This window comes from Pseudomonas sp. IPO3747 (genome assembly GCF_013385245.1).
In the GTDB taxonomy this organism is placed as follows: Bacteria; Pseudomonadota; Gammaproteobacteria; order Pseudomonadales; family Pseudomonadaceae; genus Aquipseudomonas; species Aquipseudomonas edaphica.
Genome location: NZ_JACAQL010000004.1, coordinates 250700 through 276753, shown reverse-complemented (window position 1 = coordinate 276753; position 26054 = coordinate 250700). Strand labels below are relative to the sequence as shown.

General features: G+C 55.2%; 24 protein-coding genes. 11 read left to right on the top strand and 13 right to left on the bottom strand.

Going from position 1 to position 26054, the window contains the following annotated elements; genetic code table 11:
- Positions 1–49: 49 nt before the first annotated feature.
- The 8 genes from ccoP (HX790_RS08205) to ccoN (HX790_RS08170) form a co-directional block, all read right to left on the bottom strand.
- The gene (gene ccoP, locus HX790_RS08205) at positions 50–1027 is read right to left on the bottom strand and encodes a cytochrome-c oxidase, cbb3-type subunit III (protein ID WP_017134812.1); all 978 of its coding nucleotides are present in this window, start codon (positions 1025–1027) and stop codon (positions 50–52) included.
- Positions 1024–1209: a CcoQ/FixQ family Cbb3-type cytochrome c oxidase assembly chaperone gene (locus HX790_RS08200; protein WP_005790274.1), complete on the bottom strand. Its 186-nt coding sequence runs from the start codon at positions 1207–1209 to the stop codon at positions 1024–1026. Before HX790_RS08200 ends, ccoP (HX790_RS08205) begins: the two co-directional genes overlap by 4 nt.
- A gap of 5 nt (positions 1210–1214) precedes the next feature.
- Positions 1215–1823 carry a cytochrome-c oxidase, cbb3-type subunit II gene (ccoO, locus tag HX790_RS08195; RefSeq protein ID WP_053257425.1) on the bottom strand — a complete coding sequence of 203 codons (609 nt, stop codon included), beginning with the start codon at positions 1821–1823 and terminating at the stop codon, positions 1215–1217.
- Entirely contained in the window at positions 1823–3265 is a 1443-nt protein-coding gene (gene ccoN / locus HX790_RS08190; RefSeq protein WP_176991423.1) for a cytochrome-c oxidase, cbb3-type subunit I, read from the bottom strand. The genes ccoO (HX790_RS08195) and ccoN (HX790_RS08190) overlap by 1 nt, the downstream gene beginning before the upstream one ends.
- Before the next feature lie 447 nt (positions 3266–3712).
- Positions 3713–4660: a cytochrome-c oxidase, cbb3-type subunit III gene (gene ccoP, locus HX790_RS08185; protein ID WP_176991422.1), complete on the bottom strand. Its 948-nt coding sequence runs from the start codon at positions 4658–4660 to the stop codon at positions 3713–3715.
- Positions 4657–4857 carry a cbb3-type cytochrome c oxidase subunit 3 gene (locus HX790_RS08180; RefSeq protein ID WP_017134814.1) on the bottom strand — a complete coding sequence of 67 codons (201 nt, stop codon included), beginning with the start codon at positions 4855–4857 and terminating at the stop codon, positions 4657–4659. The genes ccoP (HX790_RS08185) and HX790_RS08180 overlap by 4 nt, the downstream gene beginning before the upstream one ends.
- 3 nt (positions 4858–4860) lie before the next feature.
- Complete coding sequence (gene ccoO, locus HX790_RS08175) at positions 4861–5469, bottom strand: cytochrome-c oxidase, cbb3-type subunit II (protein WP_176991421.1); 609 nt, start codon at positions 5467–5469, stop codon at positions 4861–4863.
- 10 nt (positions 5470–5479) lie between these two features.
- Positions 5480–6904, bottom strand: coding sequence for a cytochrome-c oxidase, cbb3-type subunit I (gene ccoN / locus HX790_RS08170; protein WP_099548824.1), 1425 nt, complete (start codon positions 6902–6904; stop codon positions 5480–5482).
- Between the two features lie 79 nt (positions 6905–6983).
- Between ccoN (HX790_RS08170) and HX790_RS08165 the strand changes: the two genes are divergently transcribed.
- Entirely contained in the window at positions 6984–7676 is a 693-nt protein-coding gene (locus tag HX790_RS08165) for an alpha/beta family hydrolase (protein ID WP_138454380.1), read from the top strand.
- Between the two features lie 84 nt (positions 7677–7760).
- On the opposite strand, the gene HX790_RS08160 is transcribed toward HX790_RS08165, so the two are convergent.
- Together HX790_RS08160 and HX790_RS08155 are read right to left on the bottom strand one after the other, a co-directional pair.
- The gene (locus HX790_RS08160; protein ID WP_056861515.1) at positions 7761–9326 is read right to left on the bottom strand and encodes a PAS domain-containing methyl-accepting chemotaxis protein; all 1566 of its coding nucleotides are present in this window, start codon (positions 9324–9326) and stop codon (positions 7761–7763) included.
- Positions 9327–9399: 73 nt separating this feature from the next.
- Complete coding sequence (locus HX790_RS08155; protein WP_026013506.1) at positions 9400–10191, bottom strand: CPBP family intramembrane glutamic endopeptidase; 792 nt, start codon at positions 10189–10191, stop codon at positions 9400–9402.
- Positions 10192–10612: 421 nt separating this feature from the next.
- Between HX790_RS08155 and HX790_RS08150 the strand changes: the two genes are divergently transcribed.
- Positions 10613–11473 (top strand): DMT family transporter, encoded by an 861-nt coding sequence (locus HX790_RS08150; RefSeq protein WP_176991420.1) that lies wholly within the window; start codon positions 10613–10615, stop codon positions 11471–11473.
- A 55-nt stretch (positions 11474–11528) separates the two neighbouring features.
- On the opposite strand, the gene HX790_RS08145 is transcribed toward HX790_RS08150, so the two are convergent.
- The gene (locus tag HX790_RS08145) at positions 11529–12932 is read right to left on the bottom strand and encodes an FAD/NAD(P)-binding protein (protein WP_017134820.1); all 1404 of its coding nucleotides are present in this window, start codon (positions 12930–12932) and stop codon (positions 11529–11531) included.
- A 158-nt stretch (positions 12933–13090) separates the two neighbouring features.
- On the opposite strand from HX790_RS08145, the gene HX790_RS08140 reads away from it, so the two are divergent.
- From HX790_RS08140 to cysC, 9 genes are all read left to right on the top strand, one after another.
- On the top strand, positions 13091–13381 hold the full coding sequence (locus HX790_RS08140) for a hypothetical protein (RefSeq protein WP_176991419.1): 291 nt from the start codon (positions 13091–13093) through the stop codon (positions 13379–13381).
- Positions 13382–13540: 159 nt separating this feature from the next.
- Positions 13541–14515 (top strand): glycosyltransferase, encoded by a 975-nt coding sequence (locus HX790_RS08135; RefSeq protein ID WP_026013507.1) that lies wholly within the window; start codon positions 13541–13543, stop codon positions 14513–14515.
- Between the two features lie 202 nt (positions 14516–14717).
- On the top strand, positions 14718–16796 hold the full coding sequence (locus HX790_RS08130; protein ID WP_017134822.1) for a sulfotransferase family protein: 2079 nt from the start codon (positions 14718–14720) through the stop codon (positions 16794–16796).
- A 60-nt stretch (positions 16797–16856) separates the two neighbouring features.
- Positions 16857–18506 (top strand): glycosyltransferase, encoded by a 1650-nt coding sequence (locus HX790_RS08125; RefSeq protein WP_176991418.1) that lies wholly within the window; start codon positions 16857–16859, stop codon positions 18504–18506.
- Positions 18503–19771 (top strand): hypothetical protein, encoded by a 1269-nt coding sequence (locus HX790_RS08120; RefSeq protein ID WP_026013508.1) that lies wholly within the window; start codon positions 18503–18505, stop codon positions 19769–19771. The genes HX790_RS08125 and HX790_RS08120 overlap by 4 nt, the downstream gene beginning before the upstream one ends.
- A gap of 29 nt (positions 19772–19800) precedes the next feature.
- Entirely contained in the window at positions 19801–21246 is a 1446-nt protein-coding gene (locus HX790_RS08115) for a hypothetical protein (protein WP_017134825.1), read from the top strand.
- Positions 21247–21541: 295 nt separating this feature from the next.
- Positions 21542–22381, top strand: coding sequence for an ABC transporter permease (locus HX790_RS08110; protein WP_017134826.1), 840 nt, complete (start codon positions 21542–21544; stop codon positions 22379–22381).
- Entirely contained in the window at positions 22371–23750 is a 1380-nt protein-coding gene (locus HX790_RS08105) for an ABC transporter ATP-binding protein (protein ID WP_017134827.1), read from the top strand. The genes HX790_RS08110 and HX790_RS08105 overlap by 11 nt, the downstream gene beginning before the upstream one ends.
- 20 nt (positions 23751–23770) lie before the next feature.
- The gene (gene cysC, locus HX790_RS08100; protein WP_017134828.1) at positions 23771–24364 is read left to right on the top strand and encodes an adenylyl-sulfate kinase; all 594 of its coding nucleotides are present in this window, start codon (positions 23771–23773) and stop codon (positions 24362–24364) included.
- 6 nt (positions 24365–24370) lie between these two features.
- Here the strand turns inward: cysC and HX790_RS08095 are convergent, their stop codons facing one another.
- Positions 24371–24709 (bottom strand): EamA family transporter, encoded by a 339-nt coding sequence (locus tag HX790_RS08095; protein ID WP_017134829.1) that lies wholly within the window; start codon positions 24707–24709, stop codon positions 24371–24373.
- On the bottom strand, positions 24706–25704 hold the full coding sequence (locus tag HX790_RS08090) for a glycosyltransferase family 2 protein (protein ID WP_017134830.1): 999 nt from the start codon (positions 25702–25704) through the stop codon (positions 24706–24708). The genes HX790_RS08095 and HX790_RS08090 overlap by 4 nt, the downstream gene beginning before the upstream one ends.
- Positions 25705–26054 lie beyond the last annotated feature (350 nt).

The following is a 26054-nucleotide window of genomic DNA, read 5'->3' as shown; positions in this document are numbered from 1 at the left end:
CGGCATAAAAAAAGCCCCGCACTGCGGGGCTTTGTCGTTTGCCGAGAGCTTACTGCTCCTCAGCCTGCTTATCCCCATGGGACAGGCTGTAAACATACGCTGCCAGCAAGTGCACCTTGTCATTGCCTTGCAGCAACTCCTGCGCCGGCATCTGGCCCTGACGGCCATAACGAATGGTCTGCTGCAATTGCGCGAAGCTTGAGCCGTAGATGAATGCACCCGGGTGGGTCAGGTCCGGCGCGCCCATTGCTGGCGTGCCTTTACCGGCCGGGCCGTGGCAGGCCACGCAGTTGGCGGCGAACAGTTTCGCGCCGTTGGCCACGTCGGCCTTGGCGCCTTCCGGCAGTTTGCGGCCATCGAGGTTAGTCACCACAAAGCCCGCCACGTCGGCCACGCCTTGTTCGCCAATGACATCGGCCCAGGCCGGCATCACCGCATGGCGGCCTTTCATGATGGTTTCCTTGATGGTGGCTGGTTCGCCGCCCCAGCGCCAGTCGGCGTCGGTCAGGTTAGGGAAGCCGTAGGCGCCCTTGGCGTCGGAGCCGTGGCACACCGAGCAGTTGGAGGCGAACAGGCGGCCACCCATCTTCAAGGCTTGCGGGTCTTTGGCGACGTCTTCAATCGGCATTGCAGCGAATTTGGCGAAGATCGGGCCGAACTTGGCGTCCGATTTGGCCATTTCCTTTTCCCATTCGTGCACGCCGGTCCAGCCGGTCTGGCCGTTGGCGAAAGGGGTTTGCTTGTCGTTGTCGAGGTAGTTATAGCCCGGCAGCAGGCCTTTCCAGTTGCCAAGGCCGGGGTACAGCGCCAGGTAGCCGAGGGCGAAGATGATGGTGCCGACAAACAGCATGAACCACCATTTGGGCAGCGGGTTGTCGTACTCCTCGATGCCGTCGAACGAGTGGCCGACGGTCTCGTCCGTCTGCTCGGTGCGCTGGCCCTTGCGGGTCGACAGCAGCAGCCAGGTCAGGGCGAAAATGGTACCCAGACTGAGGACTGTGACGTACAGACTCCAGAACGTAGTCATTCTTTGTTACTCCTAGAAGCTTGCTCGACGTGCTTGATGGCCTCGGGATCATCTGCAAAGGGCAGCATGGTCGCGTCGTCAAACTCCGACTTGCGGCGCGGGCTGAACACCCACAGCGCCAGGCCGACAAAGGCCACCATCACCACAACGGTGCCCAGGCCACGAATCATCCCGATATCCATGAAGATCACCGTTTGCTTTTGATGATGGTGCCAAGGCCTTGCAGGTAGGCCACCAGTGCGTCCATTTCGGTCTTGCCCTTCACGGCAGCGGCTGCACCGGCGATGTCTTCATCGGTGTAGGGCACGCCCAGGGTGCGCAAGACTTCGAGTTTCTTGGCGGTGTCCTTGCCGTCGAGCTTGTTTTCCACCAGGAACGGGTACGCCGGCATTTTCGACTCAGGCACCACGTTGCGCGGGTTGTACAAGTGCGCACGCTGCCAGTCATCGGAGTAACGACCACCGACACGGGCCAGGTCCGGGCCGGTCCGTTTGGAGCCCCACAGGAACGGGTGGTCCCAGACGCTTTCCCCGGCAACCGAGTAGTGGCCGTAGCGTTCGGTTTCGGCACGGAACGGACGGATCATTTGCGAATGGCAACCCACACAGCCGTTGGCGATGAACACGTCACGGCCTTCAACTTCAAGCGCTGGGCGCGGCTTCATGCCTTCTACGGGTTTGTTGGTCACGTCCTGGAAAAACAGCGGAACGATCTGGGTCAGGCCGCCGATGCTCACGGCGATGACCATGAAGAAGGCCAGCAGGCCGATGTTCTTCTCGACTACTTCATGCTTCATCAGTGAGCTCCCACAACGGCGATCTTGGTGGCGGCTTCGGCTTCTACCGGGTCGGAAGCACGCACGGTGCGCCAGACGTTGTAGGCCATGAACAGCATGCCGCTGGCAAAGAACGCACCACCGATGGCGCGGACGATGTAGCCCGGGTGGCTGGCTTGCAGCGCTTCGACGAAGGAGTAAGTGAGGGTGCCGTCATCGTTGATCGCACGCCACATCAGGCCCTGGGTGATGCCGTTGACCCACATCGAGGCGATGTAGAGCACGGTGCCGATGGTGGCCAGCCAGAAGTGGGTGTTGATCAGCCCGACACTGTGCATCTGCGCACGGCCGAACAGTTTGGGGATCATGTGATACAGCGCGCCGATGGAGATCATCGCCACCCAACCGAGGGCGCCGGCATGTACGTGGCCGATGGTCCAGTCGGTGTAGTGGGACAGGGAGTTGACGGTCTTGATCGCCATCATCGGCCCTTCGAAGGTCGACATGCCGTAGAACGCCAGCGACACCACCAGAAAACGCAGGATCGGGTCGGTGCGCAGCTTATGCCAGGCGCCCGACAGGGTCATCATGCCGTTGATCATGCCGCCCCAGCTTGGGGCCAGCAGGATGATCGACATCGCCATGCCCAGCGATTGCGCCCAGTCCGGCAGCGCGGTGTAGTGCAGGTGGTGAGGACCGGCCCAGATGTACAGGGTGATCAACGCCCAGAAGTGCACGATAGAGAGGCGATACGAGTAAATGGGGCGTTCGGCCTGTTTGGGCACGAAGTAGTACATCATCCCCAGGAAGCCGGTGGTGAGGAAGAAGCCTACGGCGTTGTGGCCGTACCACCACTGGATCATCGCGTCGGTCGCACCGGCATACGCCGAATAGGACTTGAACAGGCTGACCGGCAGCGACGCGTGGTTGACGATGTGCAGCATCGCCGTCACCAGGATGAAGGCACCGTAGAACCAGTTACCGACATAGATGTGCTTGGTCTTGCGCTTGACGATGGTGCCGAAGAACACCAGGGCGTAGGTCACCCAGACGATGGCGAGCAAAATCGCGATCGGCCATTCCAGCTCGGCGTATTCCTTGGTGGTGGTGTAGCCCAGCGGCAGGGTGATGATGGCGCCGAGGATTACGGCTTGCCAGCCCCAGAAGGTGAAGGCGGCGAGGCCATCGGAGATCAGTCGCGTCTGGCAGGTTCGCTGCACGACATAGTAGGAAGTGGCAAATAACGCACAACCACCGAAGGCGAAAATCACCAGGTTGGTGTGCAGCGGGCGCAGGCGGCCGAAGGTCGTCCAGGGCAAACCGAAATTCAATTCCGGCCACACCAGTTGCGAGGCGATAAACACCCCGAGCCCCATGCCAAGGATCCCCCAGACCACCGTCATGATGGCGAACTGGCGGACGACCTTATAGTTATAAGCAGTCGGACTGATTGCTGTGCTCATTCTAAGGTTCCACGGTTTAGGTTTTTTATAGGTAAAATCGGCCGCAAGTATGTAGAAAGCGAGGGGCCATTGCAACGCAATGACTGACCTGTATCAATGCGTTCCGAGCCAGATTCTGCGCCCTTTCCATGTTTTACGTAGGGACAAAATCGGAAATGGAAAGCTGATCAAGTGGACAGGAATTTTCAGGGGCGCAACGAATACCGTCGCGTAGGCCAGGATTGGTCCACTGTGGGAACAAGCGTAGACCCGAAAGTGAGGAGGGGAAAGTTGGACTTGGGAAGGGTGCGACACTTGGCCGCGAGGTGAACCTGTGGCGAGGGAGCTTGCTCGCGCTGGAGTGCGTAGCGCTCCCAGGATTTTGGGGCCGCTTCGCAGCCCAGCGGGAGCAAGCTCCCTCGCCACAGTTAAGCGGGCCTCCCCTGATCAGGGGGAGGCATTCAGCAGTTACTCAGGTTGGCTTTCTGGCGTTGCGCCATCAGCGGTGTGGGACAAGCTGTACACATAGGCTGCCAGCAGGTGCACCTTGTCATTGCCTTGCAGTACATCCTGCGCCGGCATCTGCCCTTGGCGACCATGGCGGATGGTCTGCTGCAACTGGGCCAGGCTGGTGCCGTAGATGAAGCCGGCAGGCTCGGTCAGGTTCGGCGCGCCCATGGCTTCCATGCCGTGGCCTTGTGGGCCGTGGCACGCCACGCAGGTGGTGTTGAACGCGGCTTGGCCGGCTACCAGGTCGGCCGTGTTGTCAGCCGGCAATGGCAGCTTGGCCAAGTCATGACGCACATAGGCGGCGACGTTCTTCACGCCGTCCTCACCGAGGATTTCACCCCAGGCCGGCATCGCCGCATGGCGCCCGCTCATGATCGTGGCCTTGATCGCCTCAGCCGAGCCGCCCCAGCGCCAGAGGTTGTCCGCCAGATTCGGGAAACCATACGCGCCCTTGGCATCCGAGCCGTGGCACACCGCGCAGTTGGAGGCGAACAGGCGCCCACCCATTTTCAGCGCCTGCGGGTCTTTGGCCACTTCTTCCACCGGCATGGCCGAGAATTTGGCGAAGATCGGCCCGAGCTTGGCATCAGCCTTGGCCATTTCCTTGTCCCATTCCTTAGTCTGGGTCCAGCCGTCTTCATAGCCCGGCAACACGCCTTTCCAGTTGCCAAGGCCCGGGTAGAGGATCAGGTAGCCGACGGCAAACACCAGGGTGCCGGCGAACAGCATGAACCACCACTGGGGCAGCGGGTTGTCGTATTCCTCGATACCGTCGAAGGCGTGGCCCATGGTCTGGTCCACGCTGCCCTTGGTCTCGCCCTTGCGGGTGCCGATCAGTAGCCAGGTCAGGCCGATCAGGCTGCCGAGGGTCAGTACGCAGATCCATGTACTCCAGAAGGTAGTCATGGGCGGGTGCTCCTTGTTGCAGGCTCTTCTTGAGCGTCGGATGGAGAAGGTTCATCGGCAAACGGCAGCAGGCGGGCCTGCTCGAAGTCCGCATTGCGCCGGTTGTTGAACACCCACAGCGACAGGCCGATAAAGGCGATGGCGACCACCAGCGTGCCAAGGCCGCGGATGGTGCCCGCATCGAATTCAAATCCCATGGCTCACCTCTTGCTCTTGATGGCAGTGCCGAGCACTTGCAGGTACGAAACCAGCGCGTCCATCTCGGTCTTGCCCTTGAGGCTGGCGACGGCGCCACTGATGTCGTCGTCGGTGTACGGCACGCCGAGGGTGCGCATCACCTTCAACTTGGTCTCGGTGTGGCTGCTGTCGACCGGGGCCGTGACCAGCCATGGGTAGGCTGGCATTTTCGACTCCGGCACCACGTTGCGCGGGTTGTACAAGTGCGCGCGGTGCCAGTCGTCCGAGTAACGTGCGCCGACGCGTGCCAGGTCCGGCCCGGTGCGCTTGGAACCCCACAGGAACGGGTGGTCCCACACGCTTTCACCGGCTACCGAGTAGTGGCCGTAGCGTTCGGTTTCGGCGCGGAACGGGCGGATCATCTGCGAGTGGCACTGCACACAGCCTTCGCGGATGTAGATGTCGCGGCCTTCAAGCTGCAGCGCGGTGTAGGGCTTCATGCCTTTCACCGGTTTGTTGGTGACGTCCTGGAAGAACAGCGGGACGATCTGGGTCAGGCCGCCGATGCTCACGGCAAGCACCATGAGCAGCATCAACAGGCCGACGTTCTTTTCAATCGTTTCGTGTTTCATCATCGACTCCTCAGGCCAGCTGCGCAGTGGTAGTGGCTTCGACAGGTTGCGCCGAACGCACGGTGCGCCAGGTGTTGTAAGCCATCAGCAACATGCCGCTGAGGAAGATCGCACCGCCCACCAGCCGCACGATGAAGCCAGGGTGGCTGGCCACCAGGGTTTCGACGAAGGAGTAGGTCAAGGTGCCGTCTTCGTTGACCGCACGCCACATCAGGCCCTGGGCGATGCCGTTGACCCACATCGAAGCGATGTAGAGCACGGTGCCGATGGTGGCCAGCCAGAAGTGCGCGTTGATCAGGCCGAGGCTGTACATCTGCTCGCGGCCAAAGACTTTCGGGATCATGTGGTACAGCGCGCCGATGGAAATCATCGCTACCCAACCCAGCGCCCCGGCGTGTACGTGGCCGATGGTCCAGTCGGTGTAGTGGGAGAGGGCGTTGACCGTCTTGATGGCCATCATCGGCCCTTCGAAGGTCGACATGCCGTAGAAGGCCAGGGAGACCACGAGGAAGCGCAGAATCGGGTCGCTGCGCAACTTATGCCAGGCGCCCGAGAGGGTCATCATGCCGTTGATCATGCCGCCCCAGCTGGGTGCCAGCAGTACCAGTGACATCACCATGCCCAGCGACTGTGCCCAGTCCGGCAGCGCGGTGTAGTGCAAGTGGTGGGGGCCGGCCCAGATGTACAGGGTAATCAGCGCCCAGAAGTGCACGATGGACAAGCGATAGGAATACACCGGACGCTCGGCCTGTTTGGGTACGAAGTAGTACATCATCCCCAGGAAGCCTGCGGTGAGGAAAAAGCCTACCGCGTTATGCCCGTACCACCACTGCACCATCGCATCCGTCGCACCACCATAGGCCGAGTAGGACTTGGTCCAACTCACTGGCAGGGACGCGTGGTTGACGATGTGCAGAATGGCCACGGTGATGATAAACGCACCGAAGAACCAGTTGCCGACATAGATGTGCTTGGTCTTGCGCTTCATCACCGTGCCGAAGAACACCACACCGTAGGCGACCCAGACCACGGCGATAAGAATGGCGATCGGCCATTCCAGCTCGGCGTACTCCTTGGATGTGGTGTAGCCCAGTGGCAGGCTGATAGCGGCCAGCACAATCACAAGCTGCCAGCCCCAGAAGCAGAACGCGGCGATTTTCGGCGCGAACAGCTGGGTTTGGCAGGTGCGTTGCACCGAGTAAAACGAGCTGGCGAACAGTGCGCAGCCACCAAAGGCAAAGATCACCGCGTTGGTGTGCAGCGGGCGCAAACGGCCGAAGCTGGTCCAGGGTAAATCGAAGTTGAGCGCAGGCCATACCAATTGGGCGGCGAGAAAAACCCCGAGCCCCATGCCGACGATGCCCCACACCACCGTCATAATGGCGAATTGGCGGACCACCTTGTAGTTATAGGCGGTACTTAAAGTAGTGTTCATGGTTCCCCATCCACGGTTCAACCCAAGCAAATGCGGCACTTGGGCTGGAGTTATAGGCAGACTAAAAAGCGAGGCAAGCATGGGCAAAGAGCACAAGGCCAGTATTGACGGGGATCAATGGGCGCAGTGTGTACGGGAACATGGCTGGTTGTGGAATGCCGCGACGGGGTCTATCGCGCGTGCGCCGGCGACACTGATCCTGGCCCACGGCGCCGGTGCACCGATGGACTCAGCCTTTATGAACGACATGGCTGCACGCCTTGCCGGACATGGCGTGAACGTGTTGCGCTTCGAGTTCCCGTACATGGCTCAACGCCGCGTGGACGGCGGTAAACGCCCGCCGAACCCGGCGCCGAAACTGCTCGAATGCTGGCGCGAGGTGTATGCCGAGGTGCGACGTCATGTCGCTGGGAAGCTGGCGGTTGGCGGCAAGTCCATGGGGGGGCGCATGGCCAGTTTGTTGGCCGATGAGCTGGGGGCTGACGCGCTGGTGTGTTTGGGTTATCCGTTTTATGCGGTGGGCAAGCCGGAAAAACCTCGAGTCGAACATCTGGCCGGGTTGAAGACGCCGACGTTGATTGTGCAGGGCGAGCGCGATGCGCTGGGTAATCGGGCGGCGGTGGAAGGGTATGCGCTGTCACCGAGCATCGAGGTGATGTGGCTGGTGGCGGGGGATCATGATTTGAAGCCGTTGAAGGCTTCGGGGTTTGGTCATGAGCAGCATTTGGAGGCGGCTGCGGTGAAGGTGGCTGGGTTTTTGGGCGCCTGTTAGGGCCCCATCGCAGGCAAGCCAGCTCCCACATTTTGAATTGTGAATACCTTCAAATGTGGGAGCTGGCTTGCCTGCGATAGCGATTTACCGGTTAAAACGTTCTACCAGCGAATACTGGGTATTGGCGGTGTGCGTCAGCTCCTCACTCAACTGCGCCGAGTTCATCGCCTGTTCCGAGGTCTGATCCGCCAACAGCGCAATCGTGCTGATGTTACGGCTGATCTCTTCGGCTACTGCGCTTTGCTCTTCGGTAGCGGCAGCGATTTGCGTCGTCATGTCGGTGATATTGGCCACCGCCTCACTGATGCCCACCAGCGCCTGATCCGCCTCCATCACCCGCGCCACACCTTCTTCGGCCTGGCGATGCCCGGCGTCCATGGTTTGCACGGCCGCCGCTGCGGTGTGTTGCAGCTTGGCGATCAGCGTATGGATCTGCCCGGTGGACTCGGCAGTGCGCTGCGCCAGTTGGCGAACTTCGTCAGCCACCACCGCAAAACCTCGGCCCATCTCACCGGCGCGCGCCGCTTCGATGGCCGCGTTCAGTGCCAGCAGGTTGGTCTGGTCGGCAATGCCTTTGATCACATCGACCACACCGCCGATTTCATCGCTGTCCTTGGCCAGTTGGGTGACGGTCACACCCGTCTCGCCCACGGCCACCGACAGACGCTGGATCGCCTCGCGGGTTTCCCCGGCGATGTCGCGGCCGCGACCGGTCAGGCGATTGGCTTCCTGGGTGGCGTCCGCCGTGCGCTGTACATGGCTGGCGACTTCCTGAGTGGTCGCTGCCATCTGGTTGACCGCCGTGGCTACTTGTTCGGTCTCTACACGCTGGCGTTCCAGGCCGCTGGAACTGTTATGCGCCAAGGTATTGGACTGCGCCGCTTGGTCGTTCAGGTGTTCAGCCGTGTCTTGCAAGCGTGTCAGACAGGTCTTCAGCCGCGCTTCCTGGCTGAGAATCGACATCTCCAGCCGCGCCTGCGCGCCTCGGCTGTCGGTGTACATCTGCGCGATCAACGGGTCAGACGTGGTCTGCTCGGCCAAACGCAGCAAACGCTTGAGGCCGCGCTGCTGCCAGCTCAGGCCCAGCAGGCCCAGTGGCACCGACAGGCCCGCCGCCAGGGCAAAACCCCAGTGGGAATTGAGCGATGCACCAATCATAAAGCTCAGCTGGCTGACCAGGATAAACGGCAGCCAGTCCTGCAACACCGGCAGCCACTTGTCGCGCTGCGGCACGGCGGACTTGCCCTGGTTGATGCGTTGATAGAGCGCTTCGGCCCGGCGGATCTGCTCGGCGGTGGGCTTGATGCGCACCGATTCGTAGCCGATCACCTGGTTGCCGTCGAAGACTGGCGTCACATAGGCGTTAACCCAGTAGTGATCGCCGGTCTTGCAGCGGTTCTTGACGATGCCCATCCATGGCAAGCCTTGTTTGAGCGTGGACCACATGTGCGCGAACACAGCCGACGGAACATCCGGGTGGCGCACCAGGTTGTGCGGTGCTCGGACCAGTTCGTCGCGGGTGAACCCACTGATTTCGACAAAAGCGTCGTTGCAGTAGGTGATTACACCTTTGGCATCCGTGGTGGAGATCAACCGTTGCTGAGCGGGGAAGGTACGTTCTCGCTGGGTAACGGGTTGGTTATTACGCATGGTTGTTCAATCCGCAAGGCTTTCAGGGGTTATCGGCGCTTGCGGGCTTTTATTTAACTTATTTTTGCAATAATCAGCCGGCCAGCATCGGGTAGGTAAACAGCCCGAAGTGAAGCAGGTTCAGCCCGAAGTGGGTGGCGATTGCCGCGCCCAACCCTCCAAAGCGATAGGCCAGGCCATAACCGACCCCGGCGATGCTTGCCAGCAATACCCAGTGCCAACCTGCGCCCAGGTGCATCAAACCGAATAGCAGCGAGGCCAGCAGCAGCGCCACATTCTCGCCATAAGGCAGGTGTTTGAAGCGCTCGCTCAGGCCGCCCTGGATGTAGCCACGAAACAACGCCTCTTCAACCAGGGTCACCAGTAGCAGGTTGTTCAATACCCACAACCACGCCTGTTCCGGCCATTTGGGCGCCCAACTGATCATCCCCAGCAACATTGCGCCGCCCAACGCTGCAACGGCTGTCAGGGTCAACGCCAGCGCAGTCACGCAGATCGACAGGCGCAATGACCTGCGTGCCACGATCCAGGGGCAGGCCAGCAGCAGCCAGAAGCCGATCAACGGTTTGTCCTGGTTGAGGTACATCGAAAATGGCACCGAATCAGGCGTAAAGCGTTGAGGCGCGATCCCGCGGCCGTTGTAGAAACCTGGCAACCAATGCATCGCCAGGCCCAGCGCCAGCACGATAAACAAGCCGTGTCCGAGGTAACGCGCCCAAGGATTGCGTTGCTGGCGCACGGCGTAACCCGCAATCAGCAGCATGACTACGGAAACCGCCGCCAGCATGCCCAGTTGCCCGTAGGTCAAGGCCAGTACATAGCCAATGGAAAGAAGCAGCAGGTACAGCCAGGGCAGAGCAATCATGTGAAATCCTTGAAAAAAACTGGCCGGCATTATAGCGACCGACTTTCGTTGCAGGCATGAAAACTCTTCCACGCAAAACGCCTGGGTGAAGTGATTGCAAAATCGCTTGGCAGCTGGTTATAGTCCGCAGGTCTCAATCCCTTCAAAAAGATCAGCACATGCCAACTTTCCAGCGCATAGCGGTAGTCGATTCAGCGGTCAACGCTGTGGTCGTGCCGTGCGCGAATAAGCAGCCTGCGCAGATCAGTCACTATCCCCCACCTGTCAGTAGCACGCCGGTGTACGCAGTCGTATCACCGCCGGGTGTCGGCATTTCGGGCTGATCAGCAAATTGCTGTTCCCGTCTGCCCGCCTGAAAAAAACCTATTGAATCTCAGCGTCTGCTGAATCGGCTTTTTTTGCCTGATGACAGGTGGTAACCATGTCTGTTCTTTCGAAACAATCCGTGGCCGCGGCGGCCTCGACGAGCCTGTTTGTCCTGCTGTGGAGCAGCGGGGCGATTTTCTCCAAGTGGGGCCTGGCCCACGCTTCACCCTTTGCCTTCTTATTGATCCGTTTTGCCATCGCCCTGGCGGGCCTGGTCATCCTGGTGCCAATGCTCAAGCTGAAACTGCCGCGCCCCGGCAAACCCATGCTGTATGCGGCGGCGACCGGCCTGGTGTTGTTGGGCGCGTATCAGATTTTCTACCTGCTGGCCCTGGACCTCAGAGTCACGCCAGGAATGATGGCCACCATCATGGGCGTGCAGCCGATCCTCACGGTGGTGCTGATGGAGCGTCAGCGCTCGTTAAGCCGGTTATTCGGCCTTGGGCTGGGGTTGGCGGGGTTGATCATGGTGGTCTATCAGGGCATCGGGCTGTCGGGTATGTCCCTGGCCGGGATGCTGTTCGGCTTGCTGGCGCTGGCCAGCATGACGCTGGGTTCGATCATGCAAAAACGCATCACCGACAATCCGTTGGGCACACTGCCGGTGCAGTACGTGGCAGGGCTGCTGCTGTGCGCGGTGTTTGTTCCGTTCCAGCCGTTCCACTTTGAGCAAAGCGCGAGCTTTTACCTGCCGGTGCTGTGGATGGGCCTGGTGGTGTCGTTGCTGGCGACGCTGCTGCTGTATCGACTGATCGCGCGTGGCAATCTGGTGAATGTCACCAGCCTGTTTTACCTGGTGCCGGCGGTAACGGCGGTGATGGATTACCTGATCTTTGGCAATCGGCTTGCGCTGTTGAGCGTGCTGGGGATGGGGTTGATCGTTGTTGGGTTGGGGGTTGTGTTTCGTAGAAGTTAGCAGGCTGTATCTCCCTCCTTCGCCTTTGTGGGCGGAGGAGGGCAAGATTCGCGGATTACTGACGGACGAGTGCGCTAGCAAGGGTGTCCGCCATGCGCTTTACGTATTCCCGTAGCTCGGGTACGGCGGTGGCTTCCCAGTCGCGTGCTTGTAGGAAGGGGCCGACGTAATACAGCCAACGCGACTCCGCGCCGTCGCTATTGACCAGCGCGCCTGAAGGGGTGATCTCCATGCCGGTCCCTAGTGCATCGGGTTTCAGCAGGCCCCTAGTTCGCAGCGACTCGAGAAGTGGATCGTCCAATTGTCGGAGATCAAACGCTGGTGTCGTGCAATTAATGACGGCATCCACTTTAATGTTTTCCTCGTTCTTTGCTTTGCGGCGGCGAATATGAACGCTGACGCCTTCCGAGTTTGATTCGTAGCCGGTTACCCGTGCTGCGAAGAGATTGAGGCTGCCGCTGTCAATCTCGGCCTGCAAGCGTGCTCCCGCCTGCGGTGCGCAGCGGTGGCGATGGGTGTCCCAGTAAGGGCGTACGTGGCGCAAAAAGCGTTGTCGCTCGGGGATAGGGAGTGCATGCCACAGTTGAGAGGTGGTGGATCTCAGTCCGCCAATCACGTCACGCCAATCGCCCCCCTCAAGCGCCTGAAGCTTTATTGCGTTGCGAACTTCACGCAGATAGTGGCGTATTGTGCAGTGCTCAAGCATGTGTTGAGACAGCTGGCCATCATACTGGGGGTGTGAGCTCAGTACTCGGTGAGGTTGGGGGGATAGACCGCGACGAGAAACTGCATGGATCATGCCCTGGTGTCCGCGATCGCGCAGGTCAAGTACTACGTCCAGCATGGTCAATCCGCTGCCAATCAAGAACACCGGGCTGTTTTTTTCTATACGGGCTAACGACTCGGCCTGCCATGGGTCATGAATGTAGCGCGGGTCTTCGTAAAACGTCTGACTCTCTGCTGTCGTTGACGGTCGTTGGCGAGCGCAGCTGCCGATGCTCAGGACGACTGTCTCGACATCAAAATGGTCCCCATTTTTCATCAGGACGCGAGCTCCGTCGCTCTCTGTATTGGGGACTACTTCCAGCACCTCGCCAGTCACGTTGCATAGCTCGTTGTCATGAGCCGCGTTATGCGAGGCATCGTTAAGCAATGCTTCTAGATAGTCACCATACAGTTGTCTTTGGACAAATGAGGCGGGGGTGACGTCCGGATAAAGGCGTTTTGCGTACTCGTAAAAGCTGTCGTCATTGTCAGTCAGAGCACTCATTCTGCCTGCGGGTACGTTGAGTACATGTGAAGACGCGCGGGTGCCGTAGGCCACCCCTCGGGCCTTAGCGCCGGGCCGACTGATTAGTAGGACTTTAACGGGAGTGGAGGTGGGGGTACGCAATAAATGCACTGCTAATACTGAGCCGCAGAAGCCTGCGCCAATAATCGCGATGGTTTTGGTCTTCATCCTTGCTCCAACTTGAATAGGGTGTTTCGTGCCATCTGGCTAATTTTTAGCGACTCATTCGGTGCCGTTTGCGAGCAGGCGAAGGCATGTGTGGTCCATATAGTGGAATGAATCAAGGTGGTACTCCAGTACCTTTTGCGTGCATTCAGGATCATTTGATGTGGATCACGCTTCACTTTGGTGCGAATGGCATCGCATTGTTCGCTCTATACACGCCTGTTATAAATGCCAGTGGTTTAAAAACAATTATATCTAAAAAAAGTAATGAACTTTTTGGCATTGAATTTTGTCGGCATCTGCCGATGGCGGTTTTATTTGAAATCATCAACCTTATTGGTGAGGTCTGTGAATATATAGATGATGGCAAAATGCCGCTCTCTGCTGTCGCTCGCGCCACTACTGTATTAGCGGTTCAGGGGCGGGCGAAGGCTCTAAAGTCGGTTTCTTGACGCAAACTGCTGCGATATTGGTGCTTTGAGTTTTGAATATCGACCATTGGTCAATGCGTCAGATTGTACGTTTTGAAAATAGCTGTAATAATTCGTACTTTCTTACGGCGTACATCCCTGTTTCCTACAGGTTTGGCAGTTCGTCGCGACGGGATATTCGTGTCTATTACCACATTGTGTAGTCCTTCTCGCTTGCAATCGCGCGATATTCGCGGAGCTAAAGTCGTGGTGCTAATGTGCACCTACAACGGCGAGGCATTTCTTACTGAGCAGCTCGATTCATTGGAGCGCCAGACTCATCCCAACTGGACCTTGATGGTGTCTGATGACGGCTCTCAAGACGGGACTGTTGCGCTTTTGGAAGGCTGCCGTAATCGATGGGGGTATGATCGCCTGCGAATTTTAGAAGGCCCAAAACGAGGGTTTGCTGCCAATTTTTTGTCGCTGAGTTCTCAGGTAGACATTGAGGCCGACTTTTTCGCCTGGTCCGATCAGGATGACATCTGGAATGACGACAAGTTGGAGCATGCGCTGTCTTGGTTGCAGACCGTGCCAGCTGACCGCCCTGGACTTTACTGTGGTCGAACTCAATTGATCGGGGAGGACGGTGCCCACATAGGTTACTCACCTCACTTTCGACTCGCGCCACGCTTCAGTAATGCGCTGGTTCAAAGTATTGCTGGTGGTAACACGATGGTCTTCAATCGGGCTGCCCATTCGCTATTGTGCGAGGCGGGCTCGGAGTTGAATGTCCCTGCGCATGATTGGTGGCTTTATCAGTTGGTGTCAGGTGTGGGCGGTGACGTTTATTACGACCCAGAGCCCAAAATGAAATATAGGCAGCATGCTGAGAATGTGGTTGGCAGCAACTCCGGTTGGCTTGCGCGCTTGATTCGGTTGCGAATGGTTTTTCAAGGGCGCTTTCACGAATGGAACGAGCAAAATATACAGGCGTTGGAGGTCATGCATCATCGGCTGCGCAGTGACAATCAGGTAACGCTTGCTCATTTCAAGGGAGCGCGCAAGCAGAGTATTGTTCGGCGAGTTTCGGGTATGTGGTTGGCGGGGTTGTATCGGCAGACGTTCCTTGGAAATCTAGGGCTTATGCTTGCAACCGTCATGAAAAAAATCTGAACCTCTATGCGCGCTTAGGGGCTCTATGCTAGGAAAAGTGGTCGCCCGCTACTTCTCCATTAGCCCATAGGCGCGTCGCTTGCTCGGCGTTCCAGTGGTGTGTCATTTACGATACATCCATTGCCCTCTGAGCAGGTTATCCAATTCGTTAAAAGGTCATCGGCCATTTTCGTCAGAATGTCAATAAGCAGAGTTCTCAATAATGTATCCAGTTGACGCGAATAAGAATGTAGTGATCGTGCTGGGTATGCATCGTAGTGGCACCAGCGCCATCGCGGCAGGCCTTGAACAGTTAGGTCTGGTGATGGGCAGTTCGTTGTTTCAAGGTGACGAATGGAACCCCAAGGGGTATTTCGAAGAGCGCCGGGTTGTCGAATTTAATAACAGATTGCTGGCCTTATATGATCGTCGCTGGGACTCGCCGCTGCCTCCTAGTCTTGAGCGAGATAGCCGATGGGATGAGTCTGTCGACGAGGCTGTCGATTTGGTTCGAGGTCTATTTGGTGATACGCCCGCTTGGGGATTTAAAGATCCTAGGATGTGTCAGCTTGCGCCGTTTTGGGGGCAAGTGTTCTCTCGATTAAGCGTCAAACCGAAGCTGATGATGGTGGTGCGCAATCCAACTGAGGTTGCGCATTCTCTGGCTCGGCGTGATGGTATTTCCGCTGAGCGAGCAGCGTGGCTGTGGATGACTCACTTGTTCGGAGCGTTGGAGTATCTGGACGTCGCTGAGGACATGAGATTTTTCGCATTTGATCATTTGCTTAATGAACCAGCGGCTTTTTTAACCGACGTTGCAGATTGGTTGAGTTTGACACCTGATCCGGACATCGTTACAAGTTTCGCGAGCGACTTCATTGCCCCTGCGCTGACCCATGGTGCTGATACGAGTCAGGAAACTCTGCCGCCGCTGGTCGTGAAGGCCTATGAGGCTTTATGCAGCGCAATAAAAGTTGGCATGTCTCCGAGGGCTTTCCGAGAGAGCGTTCAGTGGAAGGGGATAATCGGTCAGTATCAATGTGATATCATCCCGGAACTAATTTCCGTACAGAAATTCTTTCAGAATGATCGGCAGCTTTCGGTCATGGAATCACGCATTGGTGCGTTGAGCAAGGGACTGGAAGCGGCCGAAAAAATGGCGCTTGACCGTCTGGACCAGACTCAGAAGCTTGATGCTCAACTGATACAGACCAGCGATGCTCTGGCTCGAGCCGAGCAGATAGTGTTGCGTCAGCAGGAAGAGGCTAAACATAGGGATGATGCATGTTCTCGTCTTCACCGATTCGAATTACTGGCAGTTGAGCGTCTAGAGCAAATGCAAAAGCTTGATGCTCAGATGAACCAGACAAGTGATGCGCTCGCGCGTGCCGAGAAGATCGTGTTTGATCAGCAAGGTGTCATCGAGCGTCAGAACGAGGTGTGCTCGCGATTCCATGAGGTTGAGCTGTTAGCGATTGAGCGTCTGGAGCACATGCAACGGCTTGATGCTCAACTGCTCGAAACAAGTGCAGCGCTTTCCCGTGCAGAGCGGATTGTCCTAGAACAACAGGACGCGTCCCAGCGAACAAATGATGTGCTGGCGCATTTTCAAGAGACGGAACTATTAGCGATCCAGCGCTTGGAGCAAATGCAACAGCTGGATGCCCAATTACTTGAAACGAGCGCAGCACTCAACCGCGCGGAACAAATTGTCAGTGAGCAGCGCGAAGCGTTCGAGCGTACAGCAGAGGTGTCGGCGCGTTTTCGGGAGGCGGAGTTGTTAGCCATCCAGCGTTTGGAGCAAATGCAGAAGTTGGACGCCCAGTTAATGGAAACCAGCACCGCACTCGCACGTGCCGAGCAGATCGTGTTGGACCAGCATCATTTAATCGCACGTCAGGATGAAGCCTGCTCTCGATTCCGTGAAACCGAGCTGTTAGCGATTGAGCGCTTGGAGCAGATGCAAAAGCTCGATGCCCAATTGATTCAAACAAGTGCTGCACTCGCACTCGCTGAGCGGCTTGTAAGCGAACAGCAGGAAGCATCCAAGCGAAGCGATGAGATGCAGTTGCACTTCCAAGAGGCAGAGTCTCTCGCATTTGAGCGTCTGGAGCAGATGCAAAAGCTTGATGCTCAACTCATGCTGACCAGCAATGCTTTGGCTTACGCCGAACAGATCGTGGGGCAGCAGCAAGAGGCATTAGAACTGGCTAATTTACAGGCATCGAATTTCGGTGTGACGCAAGTGATTGCAGCAGAGTCGTTGCAAGACAGACCAGAGCTGGGCCCTAAACTTAAGTAGGTGACTTTGGCTCATGTCGAAGAACTTTGTGGCAATAAATCGATACTGGAACCGATATACATGGATGTAGTTGATCCCAACCTTCAGCGTCTCAAGCAACCTGAGGTACGCTCGACAACCCTAATCTGCCAAATGGATCATTTCGTTCGCCACCCCTATGGTCTGTTCGGCTTCGGGTGGGCGCTTGACCATGAGCATACGATTTTTCAGGCGCACCTTTGCATGGGGTTTGCGGATGGGCGTGTGGAGCGCGTTGCGGTGTCGTTGGGCAGAGCGCGCGAAGACGTCGCTGCAGCGTTTCCGAATAACGATCGCGCGGCCAACTCAGGTTTTATGGTGATTGCCGGTTGGGGCGCCGAGGATCCTGTAAAGGTCGAGCTGGTGTTTGAAATGGCGGCTGGCGCCGTCGGTCGCCACGAACTGGTTCTGTCGGCGCCTGACGCTACACCCAACACTGAAGTCGCGGAAAACATATATCTTGCCAAGCGAGCCTGGGCTTATTTGCGCCGTGGGAATTTTAAAACGCTGATCAGGAAGTGCCTGCGTTATCGCGGGCGCAATCCAGCGCTGCTGAGTCAGGACGAGGTCGCTCTTGCTGCCCGTTTGAAGAACCGCCCATGCCGTTTATTGATTGATCATTCGATGGGCGGCGGCGCCAATCTTTTCCGCGAACGGGTGGCTGCTGATTGGAGGGCGGCAGGTGATACCGTCATCTTGCTCAGCTTTCGCGTGTCCTCAATGCAGACGTTCGTAGAAATTCGGGATCGTAGCGGGTCTTATTCGTGCAAACTCGCGAATTTGGACAGCCTGGCCGAACTGTTAGTGCGTGCAAATCTTAAGGAAGTGTTTTTTAACTGCGCTGTCTCTTTTCCACAGCCCCAAAGCGTCAGGGCGTTCATGCTGGCGTTGAAACAGCGAACCAAGACTAACCTGGTGGTGGCGATACATGAATACTTTCTTGTCTGCCCGTCGCATTTCCTTCTGGATGATAAGGGGCAGTACTGCGGCATACCTTCAGTATCGCGTTGTAATGAGTGCCTGAGTAATCATCCTGATGGATTTGTCTCTCTGGCGGGCGAACGTTCAATTGAACGCTGGCGTGAGATGTGGGGTGAATTGCTGCGTGCAGCTGACGAGATCCGTTGTTTTTCAACTTCATCTCGAACGCTACTTGAGCGCGCTTATCCGGGCCTGGGAGCCCGTGCCAAGCTTTCTCCGCATTATGTGGAGCCGCTGCGCGAAGTTAGCCTCCCAAAACAGCCGCAAAAGTACCTGACGATTGGCGTCATTGGCGCGATTTCCCATCACAAAGGGGCAGGTGTATTGGAGGGGTTGGCCGAAGCTATTCGTCAAGCGGACGCGCCAGTTCGAATTGTCGTAATTGGAAACGTTGATGCGCCTTGTCCTGCGGATGTGGTGAAGGAAACAGGTCCCTATGCACAAGACGATTTGCCAAAGATTGTAGAAAAACATGGCATCAGCATTGCGTTCCTGCCTTCAATTTGCCCTGAAACATTTTCCTTTGTTGCGCATGAAATCCTCTCGATGAAACTTCCATTGATATGTCTCGACCTGGGAGCTCAAGCCGATTTGGTGCGCAGTCTCGACACCGGTTACATCGCAAAACGACAAGATGGGCCGGGCTTGCTCGAGGATATCTTGGCTTTCGATCGTTCTCTTCACCCTTTAAGTCTTAAGGTCATCTCTTGAAAAAAATACATGTTTATACCAGCGCGGCCTGTAATTACATTCCAAAAGTACGGGCATTGGTCGAATCGATTAAAAAATACCATCCTGACTGGGTCGTGCATTTGGCGTTATCGGATGAAGTGCCCGCCGGTTTAGACCTGTCCGCAGAGCCGTTTGATGAAATTCATCCCATCAGCAGCCTCGATATTCCGGATGCAAATGGTTGGGCGTTTTGCCATACCATCGTAGAGCTGTCGACGGCCATCAAGCCGTTCCTTCTTGCTCACCTGCTTGATCGTCCTGACTGTGCAGGGGTGATCTACCTCGACCCTGACACCGTGCTGTTTTCACCACTTAATGACGTGCTGGAAGCTATCCAGCATTCAAATATCGCGCTGACGCCTCATCAAGTGACTCCAGAGCCTAACTTGGCTGCGATCATGGATAACGAAATATCGAGCCTGAAGCACGGTATTTATAATCTGGGCTTCCTCGCGGTAGCCCCTACGGAAATTGGTAAGCAGTTTGCTCGCTGGTGGTCGGATCGCCTTTACTACTTCTGTCGTGCCGAGATTCACAACGGGTTGTTCACCGATCAGCGCTGGATTGATCTCGTGCCGGCGTTCTTTGAAGGCGTATGCATCCTTCGCACGTCGCGCCTGAACGTGGCACCGTGGAACATTACAACTCGCCAGATTACCGGTGAATTGCCAGATAAAGTGTTGGTGGACGGCCAGCCTCTTGGCTTCTATCACTTCACTGGTTTTGACAGCGGTGCGCATAAGACCATGGCTTGGAAAAATGCCGCTGACCAGCCGACCGCGCATGCGTTGATCAAATGGTACACAGAGACTATTGCTGATCTTGGCAAAGACCCTTTGAGCCAAGTGCCTTGGGCATTCTCGCGTTTTGCGGACGGTACCCCTATTCCAAAGGCCGCACGCCTCATTTATCGGGAGCGTCTGGACTTGCAACAAGCGTTTCCGGATCCTTTTGCAACCGAAGGCGGTGGCTATCTGGCTTGGTGGGAGTCCCAGGGACGTGTTGAGTTCCCTGCGTTTTTCGACGCCAAGACGTCGGCCGCTGAGACGTTGCGGGTCACGTCTGCGCTGACTCCAGGATATCAGGCGGGTGGAGTGCCGGCCGTATTCAGTTCCAGTCGCGTCCGTGAACATTTAGGCCAGGCGCTAGACGATCCAAGTCACGGTGTGAAGTTGGCTAAACGTGCATGGGAAGTGCTGCGTACAGAAGGTGTTCCCGGTATCGTCAAACGTATTTCGCGATGACCCCGATTGCTTGAAAAGGATTAGATGTGATGCCGTTAACGGATGTTAATCAGCAGCGGGAAGGTACGCTTCAAAACAAGAGGGCAAATGCATTGGGCGCTATCAGGGCTGGCCACGTGAGCCGCCTTATCATTTTGCTCACCGCGCTGCTTGCCTGTGCAGCGATTGCTATACATGCGCCAGGGCAAATGTCGATGGACTCCAGCATACAACTGTACGAGGCCTATACAGGGCAGTCCGTGAGTTGGAGTCCGCCGTTCATGTCGGCTTTGCTCCATTGGCTCGGAGGGGGGGAACTCTCAACCGCCATGTTCGTGCTGATCAATGCGGTGCTGCTTTACGGTGCCTTTGCCGCTGTCGCATTGACGATGTTGCAAATACGCGCAGCGTGTGGCTTTGATGAAATTGCTACATGGCGAGTGGTCCTTGCATTCCTGTTGATAATGAACCCGATCATTTTCATTTACGCAGGGATCGTATGGAAGGATGTGTTGTTTGCATCTTTATTAACCGCCGCATGCGCCTGTGCGATTGCCGCCACCGTGGGGTCATCGCTACGTCGTTACTCTTGCATCGGTTTGTCCATCGTCCTGCTTGGCGCTGGCTATCAGGCTCGTCAGCAAGGGGTATTCATGGCGCCGGTACTTTTGCTGTCGCCAATCCTCGCTTATTACTCTTTCAAACCCAGTAGAAAGCTCCTGGCGGCTGCAGTGATTGTCGTGTTGTTCGTGGGCGTTGTCTGGGGTATTCAGCACCAGGTCAACTCCACGATCAAGGGCGCCGATGATCGCGCGAGCTCTGTTGGCTTCCGCGGTATCATGCAGTTTGACTTGGCGGGGATCATCAGTGATTCAAAACGCTCCCCTGGTGATTTTGTTTTCCCGATTACTGAAGAGCAGTTTACTGCGATCAAGGCTGCCTATGATCCAAGCAGAATTGATTTCCTTGATCTGAACCCGGTTGTGCACGACTGGTTGGCGGCCATTCCACCCGAAACTCTACGACAGGCCTGGTGGGCGATGGTTAAACAAAACCCAGGCGCTTATCTGGAGCATCGAGCAACTACCTTTGCAACTTTGCTAGGAATGCGTGGGCTTAATGGTACGTTGCCGGTCTTCGTTGGGGTTGAGGGTCGCCCTGACTACTTCGCAGCGGTTAGCATTAAACAAGGTACAACGCAGCGTGCTCAGAAAGTCTATGACATGGCCGCCTATTTTTTCAATTGGCCAATCTATCGACATTTTTTCTGGATGGGGTTACTAGTTGTTATTGCTGTCGTTGGTGGGCGCAAGACCTTACCCGGTGCTGTAAAGGCGATAGGCGCAAGTATTGCACTCGCTACGATCTTGATGTATGGCTCGTTCCTACCGACCAGTATTGCTTCGGATTTCAGGTACCTGTTTGGGGCAATACCCTTAATCATGGTATTAGGCTTGGTACTATTACTCGGTGTCGAAGAGAAGCGGCAAGCGTAAAGGGTGAGGTTGCAGGATGTTGTCCAGTGTCAGGCTCATTATTAGGTGCGTTGTGGATGATTCGGGCTTTTAACGGTCACACGCGAATGTATGACTGAAAGCCTTCGCTTCAGTGGCTCCTTCTATTTAGAGGAGCCCCTTGGCGGTTTCTGGGATGGCCTTTAGTATTTTACACATTGTGACACTACGACTGCCTATCCACTTTCTACTCGGAAGCAGGTGAGTCGGGTATTAGGAGAGCGGTTATCATTATTTATATTCAACGTGCTGTAACAGTGAATCCAGGAGTCAAGCTATGAACCCGCATGCTCCCCAACCCATATCGATATGGGCGTTGCTGCGTAGTCTGTGGGTGAATCGCCAGTTAATTGGCCAAATGACCAAACGTGAAGTGATAGGTCGTTACAAAGGGTCGTTTCTCGGATTAGGGTGGTCTTTTCTCAACCCTTTACTGATGCTCGCTGTCTACACTTTTGTATTTTCCGTGGTATTCCGCTCTCGTTGGGGAATGGCAGAAAATGGGGTAGAAGAAAGCAAAGCGATGTTTGCTGTCGTGCTTTTTATCGGCATGATTGTCTACGGTCTTTTTGCGGAGATTCTTAACCGTGCCCCGGGCTTGATCGTGGGAAATGTCAACTATGTGAAAAAAGTGGTTTTCCCCCTCGAGATTTTGCCCGTCGTCGCAGCCTGCGCTGCGCTATTTCACGCGTTGGTCAGCTTGACTGTTTGGCTGTTCGCGTACTCCATTCTTATTGATATGCCCGATTGGCATATGTTGTACCTTCCGTTGGTGCTTTTTCCGCTATTGGTTCTTGCACTGGGATTGGCATGGTTTCTCGCATCGCTTGGCGTTTTCCTTCGGGACGTAGGGCAAACGGTGACCATTATTACAACCATGATGATGTTTTTGGCGCCGGTGTTTTTCCCAGTAAAGAACTTGCCGCTGGAATTCCAACCACTCATCATGGCAAACCCTTTGACGTTTATCATTGAGCAAGCCCGAGATGTCTTAATTTGGGGCAAGGCGCCAGACTTTATGGGGCTTTTCCAGTACTTACTCATTGCGTTAGTCGTATTCTGGGCAGGATTTGTATGGTTCCAGAAAATGCGAAAAGGGTTCTCCGATGTGCTCTGATATTGCGATAAAAGTAAGCGGCGTCAGTAAATGCTTTCACATTTACGACAATCCTCGCGACCGGTTTTTACAAATGTTTAATGGTCGACGCAAACAATACTTTAGAGAGTTTTGGGCGCTGCGTGACGTCTCCTTTGCGGTCCGCAAAGGTGAGACCGTGGGTATTATCGGGCGCAACGGTAGCGGCAAGTCCACGTTGTTGCAAATCATCTGTGGTACGTTAACGCCAACCTCAGGGGATGTTCAAACGTCTGGGCGAGTTGCGGCATTGCTAGAGTTGGGGTCCGGCTTTAATCCAGACTTTAGTGGGCGTGAAAACGTCTATATGAATGCTGCTGTGCTCGGGCTGTCACGAGAGGAAACCGATGCACGATTTTCTGAAATAGAAGCGTTCGCTGAGATCGGCAACTTTATTGATCAGCCGGTCAAGACGTATTCAAGTGGGATGATGGTTCGCCTTGCGTTCGCTGTGGCAATTAACGTCGACCCTCAAATTCTTATCGTCGATGAAGCATTGTCGGTAGGGGATGAGCTATTTCAACGCAAATGTTTTGCACGAATCGAGGCGATCAAAGCCAACGGTGCAACAATCCTGTTTGTATCACATTCGGGCAGCGCGATTGTTGAGCTGTGTGATCGCGCCATTCTTTTGGATAATGGCGATAAGCTCACGGAAGGTACGCCTAAAAGCGTTATCGGAAAATATCAAAAACTGCTTTATGCGCCTAGCGAAAAAATTGAGAGTATCCGTGCAGCGGTCAGCAGTGAAGGCGATGTAGCGCTATTGACATTGAACTCAATGTCTGAGCCGGCACAGTCGTCGGCATCGAAGAGTCATGTTGATGAGGTGGAAGAGTTCTATGACCCTCATCTGATTTCCAAAAGTGAATTCGCCTATGAGTCCCATGGTGCGGTCATTCATTTACCGAGGATCGTCGATCTTGCCGGCGAGCCTGTTAATTGTTTGAAGCGCGGGCGTACCTATCGTTACACCTACAAAGTTGAGTTTGCAGTCGCTGCGACGGGTGTGCGCTTTGGCATGATGATCAAAACGTTAGCCGGCGTCGAACTGGGTGGTGCTGCGACCGCTCTAAATCCTCAAGATGCCATCAGTTATGTATCAGCCGGAACTGTGATCCAAGTTGAGTTCGCATTTGAGTGTAACTTGAATCCAGGTACGTATTTCGTGAATGCCGGGGTGTTGGGTGCTATCAAGGAGGGAGAGACCTACCTGCATCGGCTATTGGATGCCTGTTTATTCCGAGTGTTACCGGTTACCGAGCAATTAGCGACCGGGGTTATAGATTTTAAATGTGTTCCCGATGTATTAATCTCCAGTGGCGAAAGTATTCGACACTCGAATAAATAACTCTCATTGGATTTTGAGTGATGGGCAATAATTTGGTATTTCAGGTCTCCAGCGTCAGTTCCGACACGAGAGCCAAGATCAAAGGTCAAAAGCCACTCGTATTATGGTTGACCGGGCTTAGCGGTGCGGGGAAAACTACCGTCGCCAACGCCATTGAAGTGGCGTTGGTTGAGCGGGGTCACCACACCTTTTTGATCGATGGCGACAATGTTCGCCTTGGGTTGTGTCGAGATCTGGCGTTCAGCGATGCCGATCGTGAGGAGAATATCCGGCGTGTAGCAGAGGTATCGCGATTATTCGTTGATGCCGGTCTTATTGTGATCACCTCATTCATCTCTCCGTTCGAGCGAGATCGAACGCTCGCGCGCGAGGTCATCGGCGCTGATGCATTTATTGAGATTTTTATTGATGCACCACTTTCTGAGTGTGAGCGGCGGGACCCAAAGGGGCTTTACGTGAAAGCCCGTAAGGGGTTGATCAAAAAATTCACCGGCATCGACTCTGTTTACGAAGCCCCACGTGCCCCCGATATTCACCTTAATACGTTGGAGCACGACGTGTCGACGCTGGTCTCAAGGGTATTGGCATATCTTGATGAGCGGGAGTTAGCGTAGAAGATTTCAAGACTTTACGATAACAACGATACCCAAAATGATAATGGCAACCCCGGCGAAGTATTGTGGTTGGAAGCGCTCTCCCAATATGAAGTGACTTCCAATCGGTACTAGCACGAATGCAAGTGCCATCAATGGGTAGGCTTTGCCTAATTCAATCTTCTGCAGTACCCATATCCAGGCAATTGTAGTGATGCCATACAGTGCGAAAGCTGAAAATAATGTAATCAGTGTTTTGGTATCAAACCAGCTACCACTTTGATGCAAGGCCGCAGCGCTAAGCTTAAATAGAATTTGCCCGATGGCAATTCCGACAACACAAGCAAACGCTATCAGGTAAATCATGCTGAGTGGTCCTTGTTAGGCAGGATATGTTTTTTGCGTAACACGTGGAAAGCTTGGCGCGGGGAGGATGAAATGTCATGGCCGATGAATGCCAGTAAAAATTGAATTCCGACAATGACAGGTAAAGCGGATAGCATCACAGTGCCGGCTGGTGTCGATACATTGGATTGCATAGACTCGATCCAATGGCTAATGCCGAAGGTTGACCCCGCGACTAACAGTATTATGCCTAGCGGAAGCTCAATCGATGCCAGCGACATGCCGCGAAGGTAATAATTGTAAAAAATGCGTTTGCCGAAGTTTCGGATATGTTTGACGAGAAACTCTCCAATTACTTTGGAGATTTTCAGATTGCTGACTTCATCTTCATACTTGGCATCCATAGGGATGTCAATGACAACGCCGCCCAATGTGTTGAGGCGAAAAAGCATGTCAGTTTCAAAGAAGTAACGCTGGCTTATCTTGTTAAGGGGTAGGTGTTTGGCTATTTCACTGTGAATTGCTGTATAGCCGTTGGTCGGGTCGAATAGCTCCCAATAGCCCGAAGACAATTTCGTCATAAATGACAGGACAGCATTACCGAACAGCCGAATTTTTGGCATTTCGGATATCTTTTCCAAATTGAAAAAGCGATTGCCTTTGGTGTAGTCAGCGTTGCCGGCGATGATGGGAGAGACAAAGTCACTGATCAGGCTGGGGTCCATCTGTCCATCACCGTCGATCTTCACGATGATATCGATTCCATCCGCGATGGCGGCCTTGTAGCCAGTCATCACCGCTCCGCCGACGCCCAGGTTGACGGGGTTGCGCAATACTACTACGCGTTCGTCGGTACAGTGTTCAATAACGAAATCTCCCGATCCATCCGGGCAGCAATCGTCAACTACGTAGATTTTAGAAACTTCCGGCCCGATCAGCCGAATTACGTCTAATATGTGATTCTTCACTTTATAGCTGGGAATCAGAACCGCTATTGTCGTAGCTTGATCAGACACGCGAGTGCTCCATCTCTCATGCAAAAAAAATTGTAAGGGAGCCTAACATATTCAAGTGTAATGAAGAACAGGGATCTGCATTAAAATTCTTTCCTGCCTCACCGTAATATCCTCGGTTGACAACATTAATATTGTTGACTTTAACGTCATGCAAGCAACAAATGTGCGGGAGCCCTATGTTTACGGGCTGGCGTTGATAGCCCTCATCAAGACCCTGCTCATGAAGGTGTAAAACTAGCGCCGAAACGGGTAGCGTGTTTGAACTTGTGAGGAGGTGAAAGGTCGTTCGGGCATTTTATAAGCTCCTTGTCGCTCCCGGACGCGTGAACCAGTTGCTCAAGGGGGCCCGT

What these genes read in the sequence shown, in the direction of transcription:
- ccoP (WP_017134812.1), bottom strand. Translation starts at nt 1,027, where the DNA reads ATGACTACGTTCTGGAGTCTGTACGTCACAGTCCTCAGTCTGGGTACC.
- HX790_RS08200 (WP_005790274.1), bottom strand. Translation starts at nt 1,209, where the DNA reads ATGGATATCGGGATGATTCGTGGCCTGGGCACCGTTGTGGTGATGGTG.
- ccoO (WP_053257425.1), bottom strand. Translation starts at nt 1,823, where the DNA reads ATGAAGCATGAAGTAGTCGAGAAGAACATCGGCCTGCTGGCCTTCTTC.
- ccoN (WP_176991423.1), bottom strand. Translation starts at nt 3,265, where the DNA reads ATGAGCACAGCAATCAGTCCGACTGCTTATAACTATAAGGTCGTCCGC.
- ccoP (WP_176991422.1), bottom strand. Translation starts at nt 4,660, where the DNA reads ATGACTACCTTCTGGAGTACATGGATCTGCGTACTGACCCTCGGCAGC.
- HX790_RS08180 (WP_017134814.1), bottom strand. Translation starts at nt 4,857, where the DNA reads ATGGGATTTGAATTCGATGCGGGCACCATCCGCGGCCTTGGCACGCTG.
- ccoO (WP_176991421.1), bottom strand. Translation starts at nt 5,469, where the DNA reads ATGAAACACGAAACGATTGAAAAGAACGTCGGCCTGTTGATGCTGCTC.
- ccoN (WP_099548824.1), bottom strand. Translation starts at nt 6,904, where the DNA reads ATGAACACTACTTTAAGTACCGCCTATAACTACAAGGTGGTCCGCCAA.
- HX790_RS08165 (WP_138454380.1), top strand. Translation starts at nt 6,984, where the DNA reads ATGGGCAAAGAGCACAAGGCCAGTATTGACGGGGATCAATGGGCGCAG.
- HX790_RS08160 (WP_056861515.1), bottom strand. Translation starts at nt 9,326, where the DNA reads ATGCGTAATAACCAACCCGTTACCCAGCGAGAACGTACCTTCCCCGCT.
- HX790_RS08155 (WP_026013506.1), bottom strand. Translation starts at nt 10,191, where the DNA reads ATGATTGCTCTGCCCTGGCTGTACCTGCTGCTTCTTTCCATTGGCTAT.
- HX790_RS08150 (WP_176991420.1), top strand. Translation starts at nt 10,613, where the DNA reads ATGTCTGTTCTTTCGAAACAATCCGTGGCCGCGGCGGCCTCGACGAGC.
- HX790_RS08145 (WP_017134820.1), bottom strand. Translation starts at nt 12,932, where the DNA reads ATGAAGACCAAAACCATCGCGATTATTGGCGCAGGCTTCTGCGGCTCA.
- HX790_RS08140 (WP_176991419.1), top strand. Translation starts at nt 13,091, where the DNA reads ATGTGGATCACGCTTCACTTTGGTGCGAATGGCATCGCATTGTTCGCT.
- HX790_RS08130 (WP_017134822.1), top strand. Translation starts at nt 14,718, where the DNA reads ATGTATCCAGTTGACGCGAATAAGAATGTAGTGATCGTGCTGGGTATG.
- HX790_RS08125 (WP_176991418.1), top strand. Translation starts at nt 16,857, where the DNA reads ATGGATGTAGTTGATCCCAACCTTCAGCGTCTCAAGCAACCTGAGGTA.
- HX790_RS08115 (WP_017134825.1), top strand. Translation starts at nt 19,801, where the DNA reads ATGCCGTTAACGGATGTTAATCAGCAGCGGGAAGGTACGCTTCAAAAC.
- HX790_RS08110 (WP_017134826.1), top strand. Translation starts at nt 21,542, where the DNA reads ATGAACCCGCATGCTCCCCAACCCATATCGATATGGGCGTTGCTGCGT.
- HX790_RS08105 (WP_017134827.1), top strand. Translation starts at nt 22,371, where the DNA reads ATGTGCTCTGATATTGCGATAAAAGTAAGCGGCGTCAGTAAATGCTTT.
- cysC (WP_017134828.1), top strand. Translation starts at nt 23,771, where the DNA reads ATGGGCAATAATTTGGTATTTCAGGTCTCCAGCGTCAGTTCCGACACG.
- HX790_RS08095 (WP_017134829.1), bottom strand. Translation starts at nt 24,709, where the DNA reads ATGATTTACCTGATAGCGTTTGCTTGTGTTGTCGGAATTGCCATCGGG.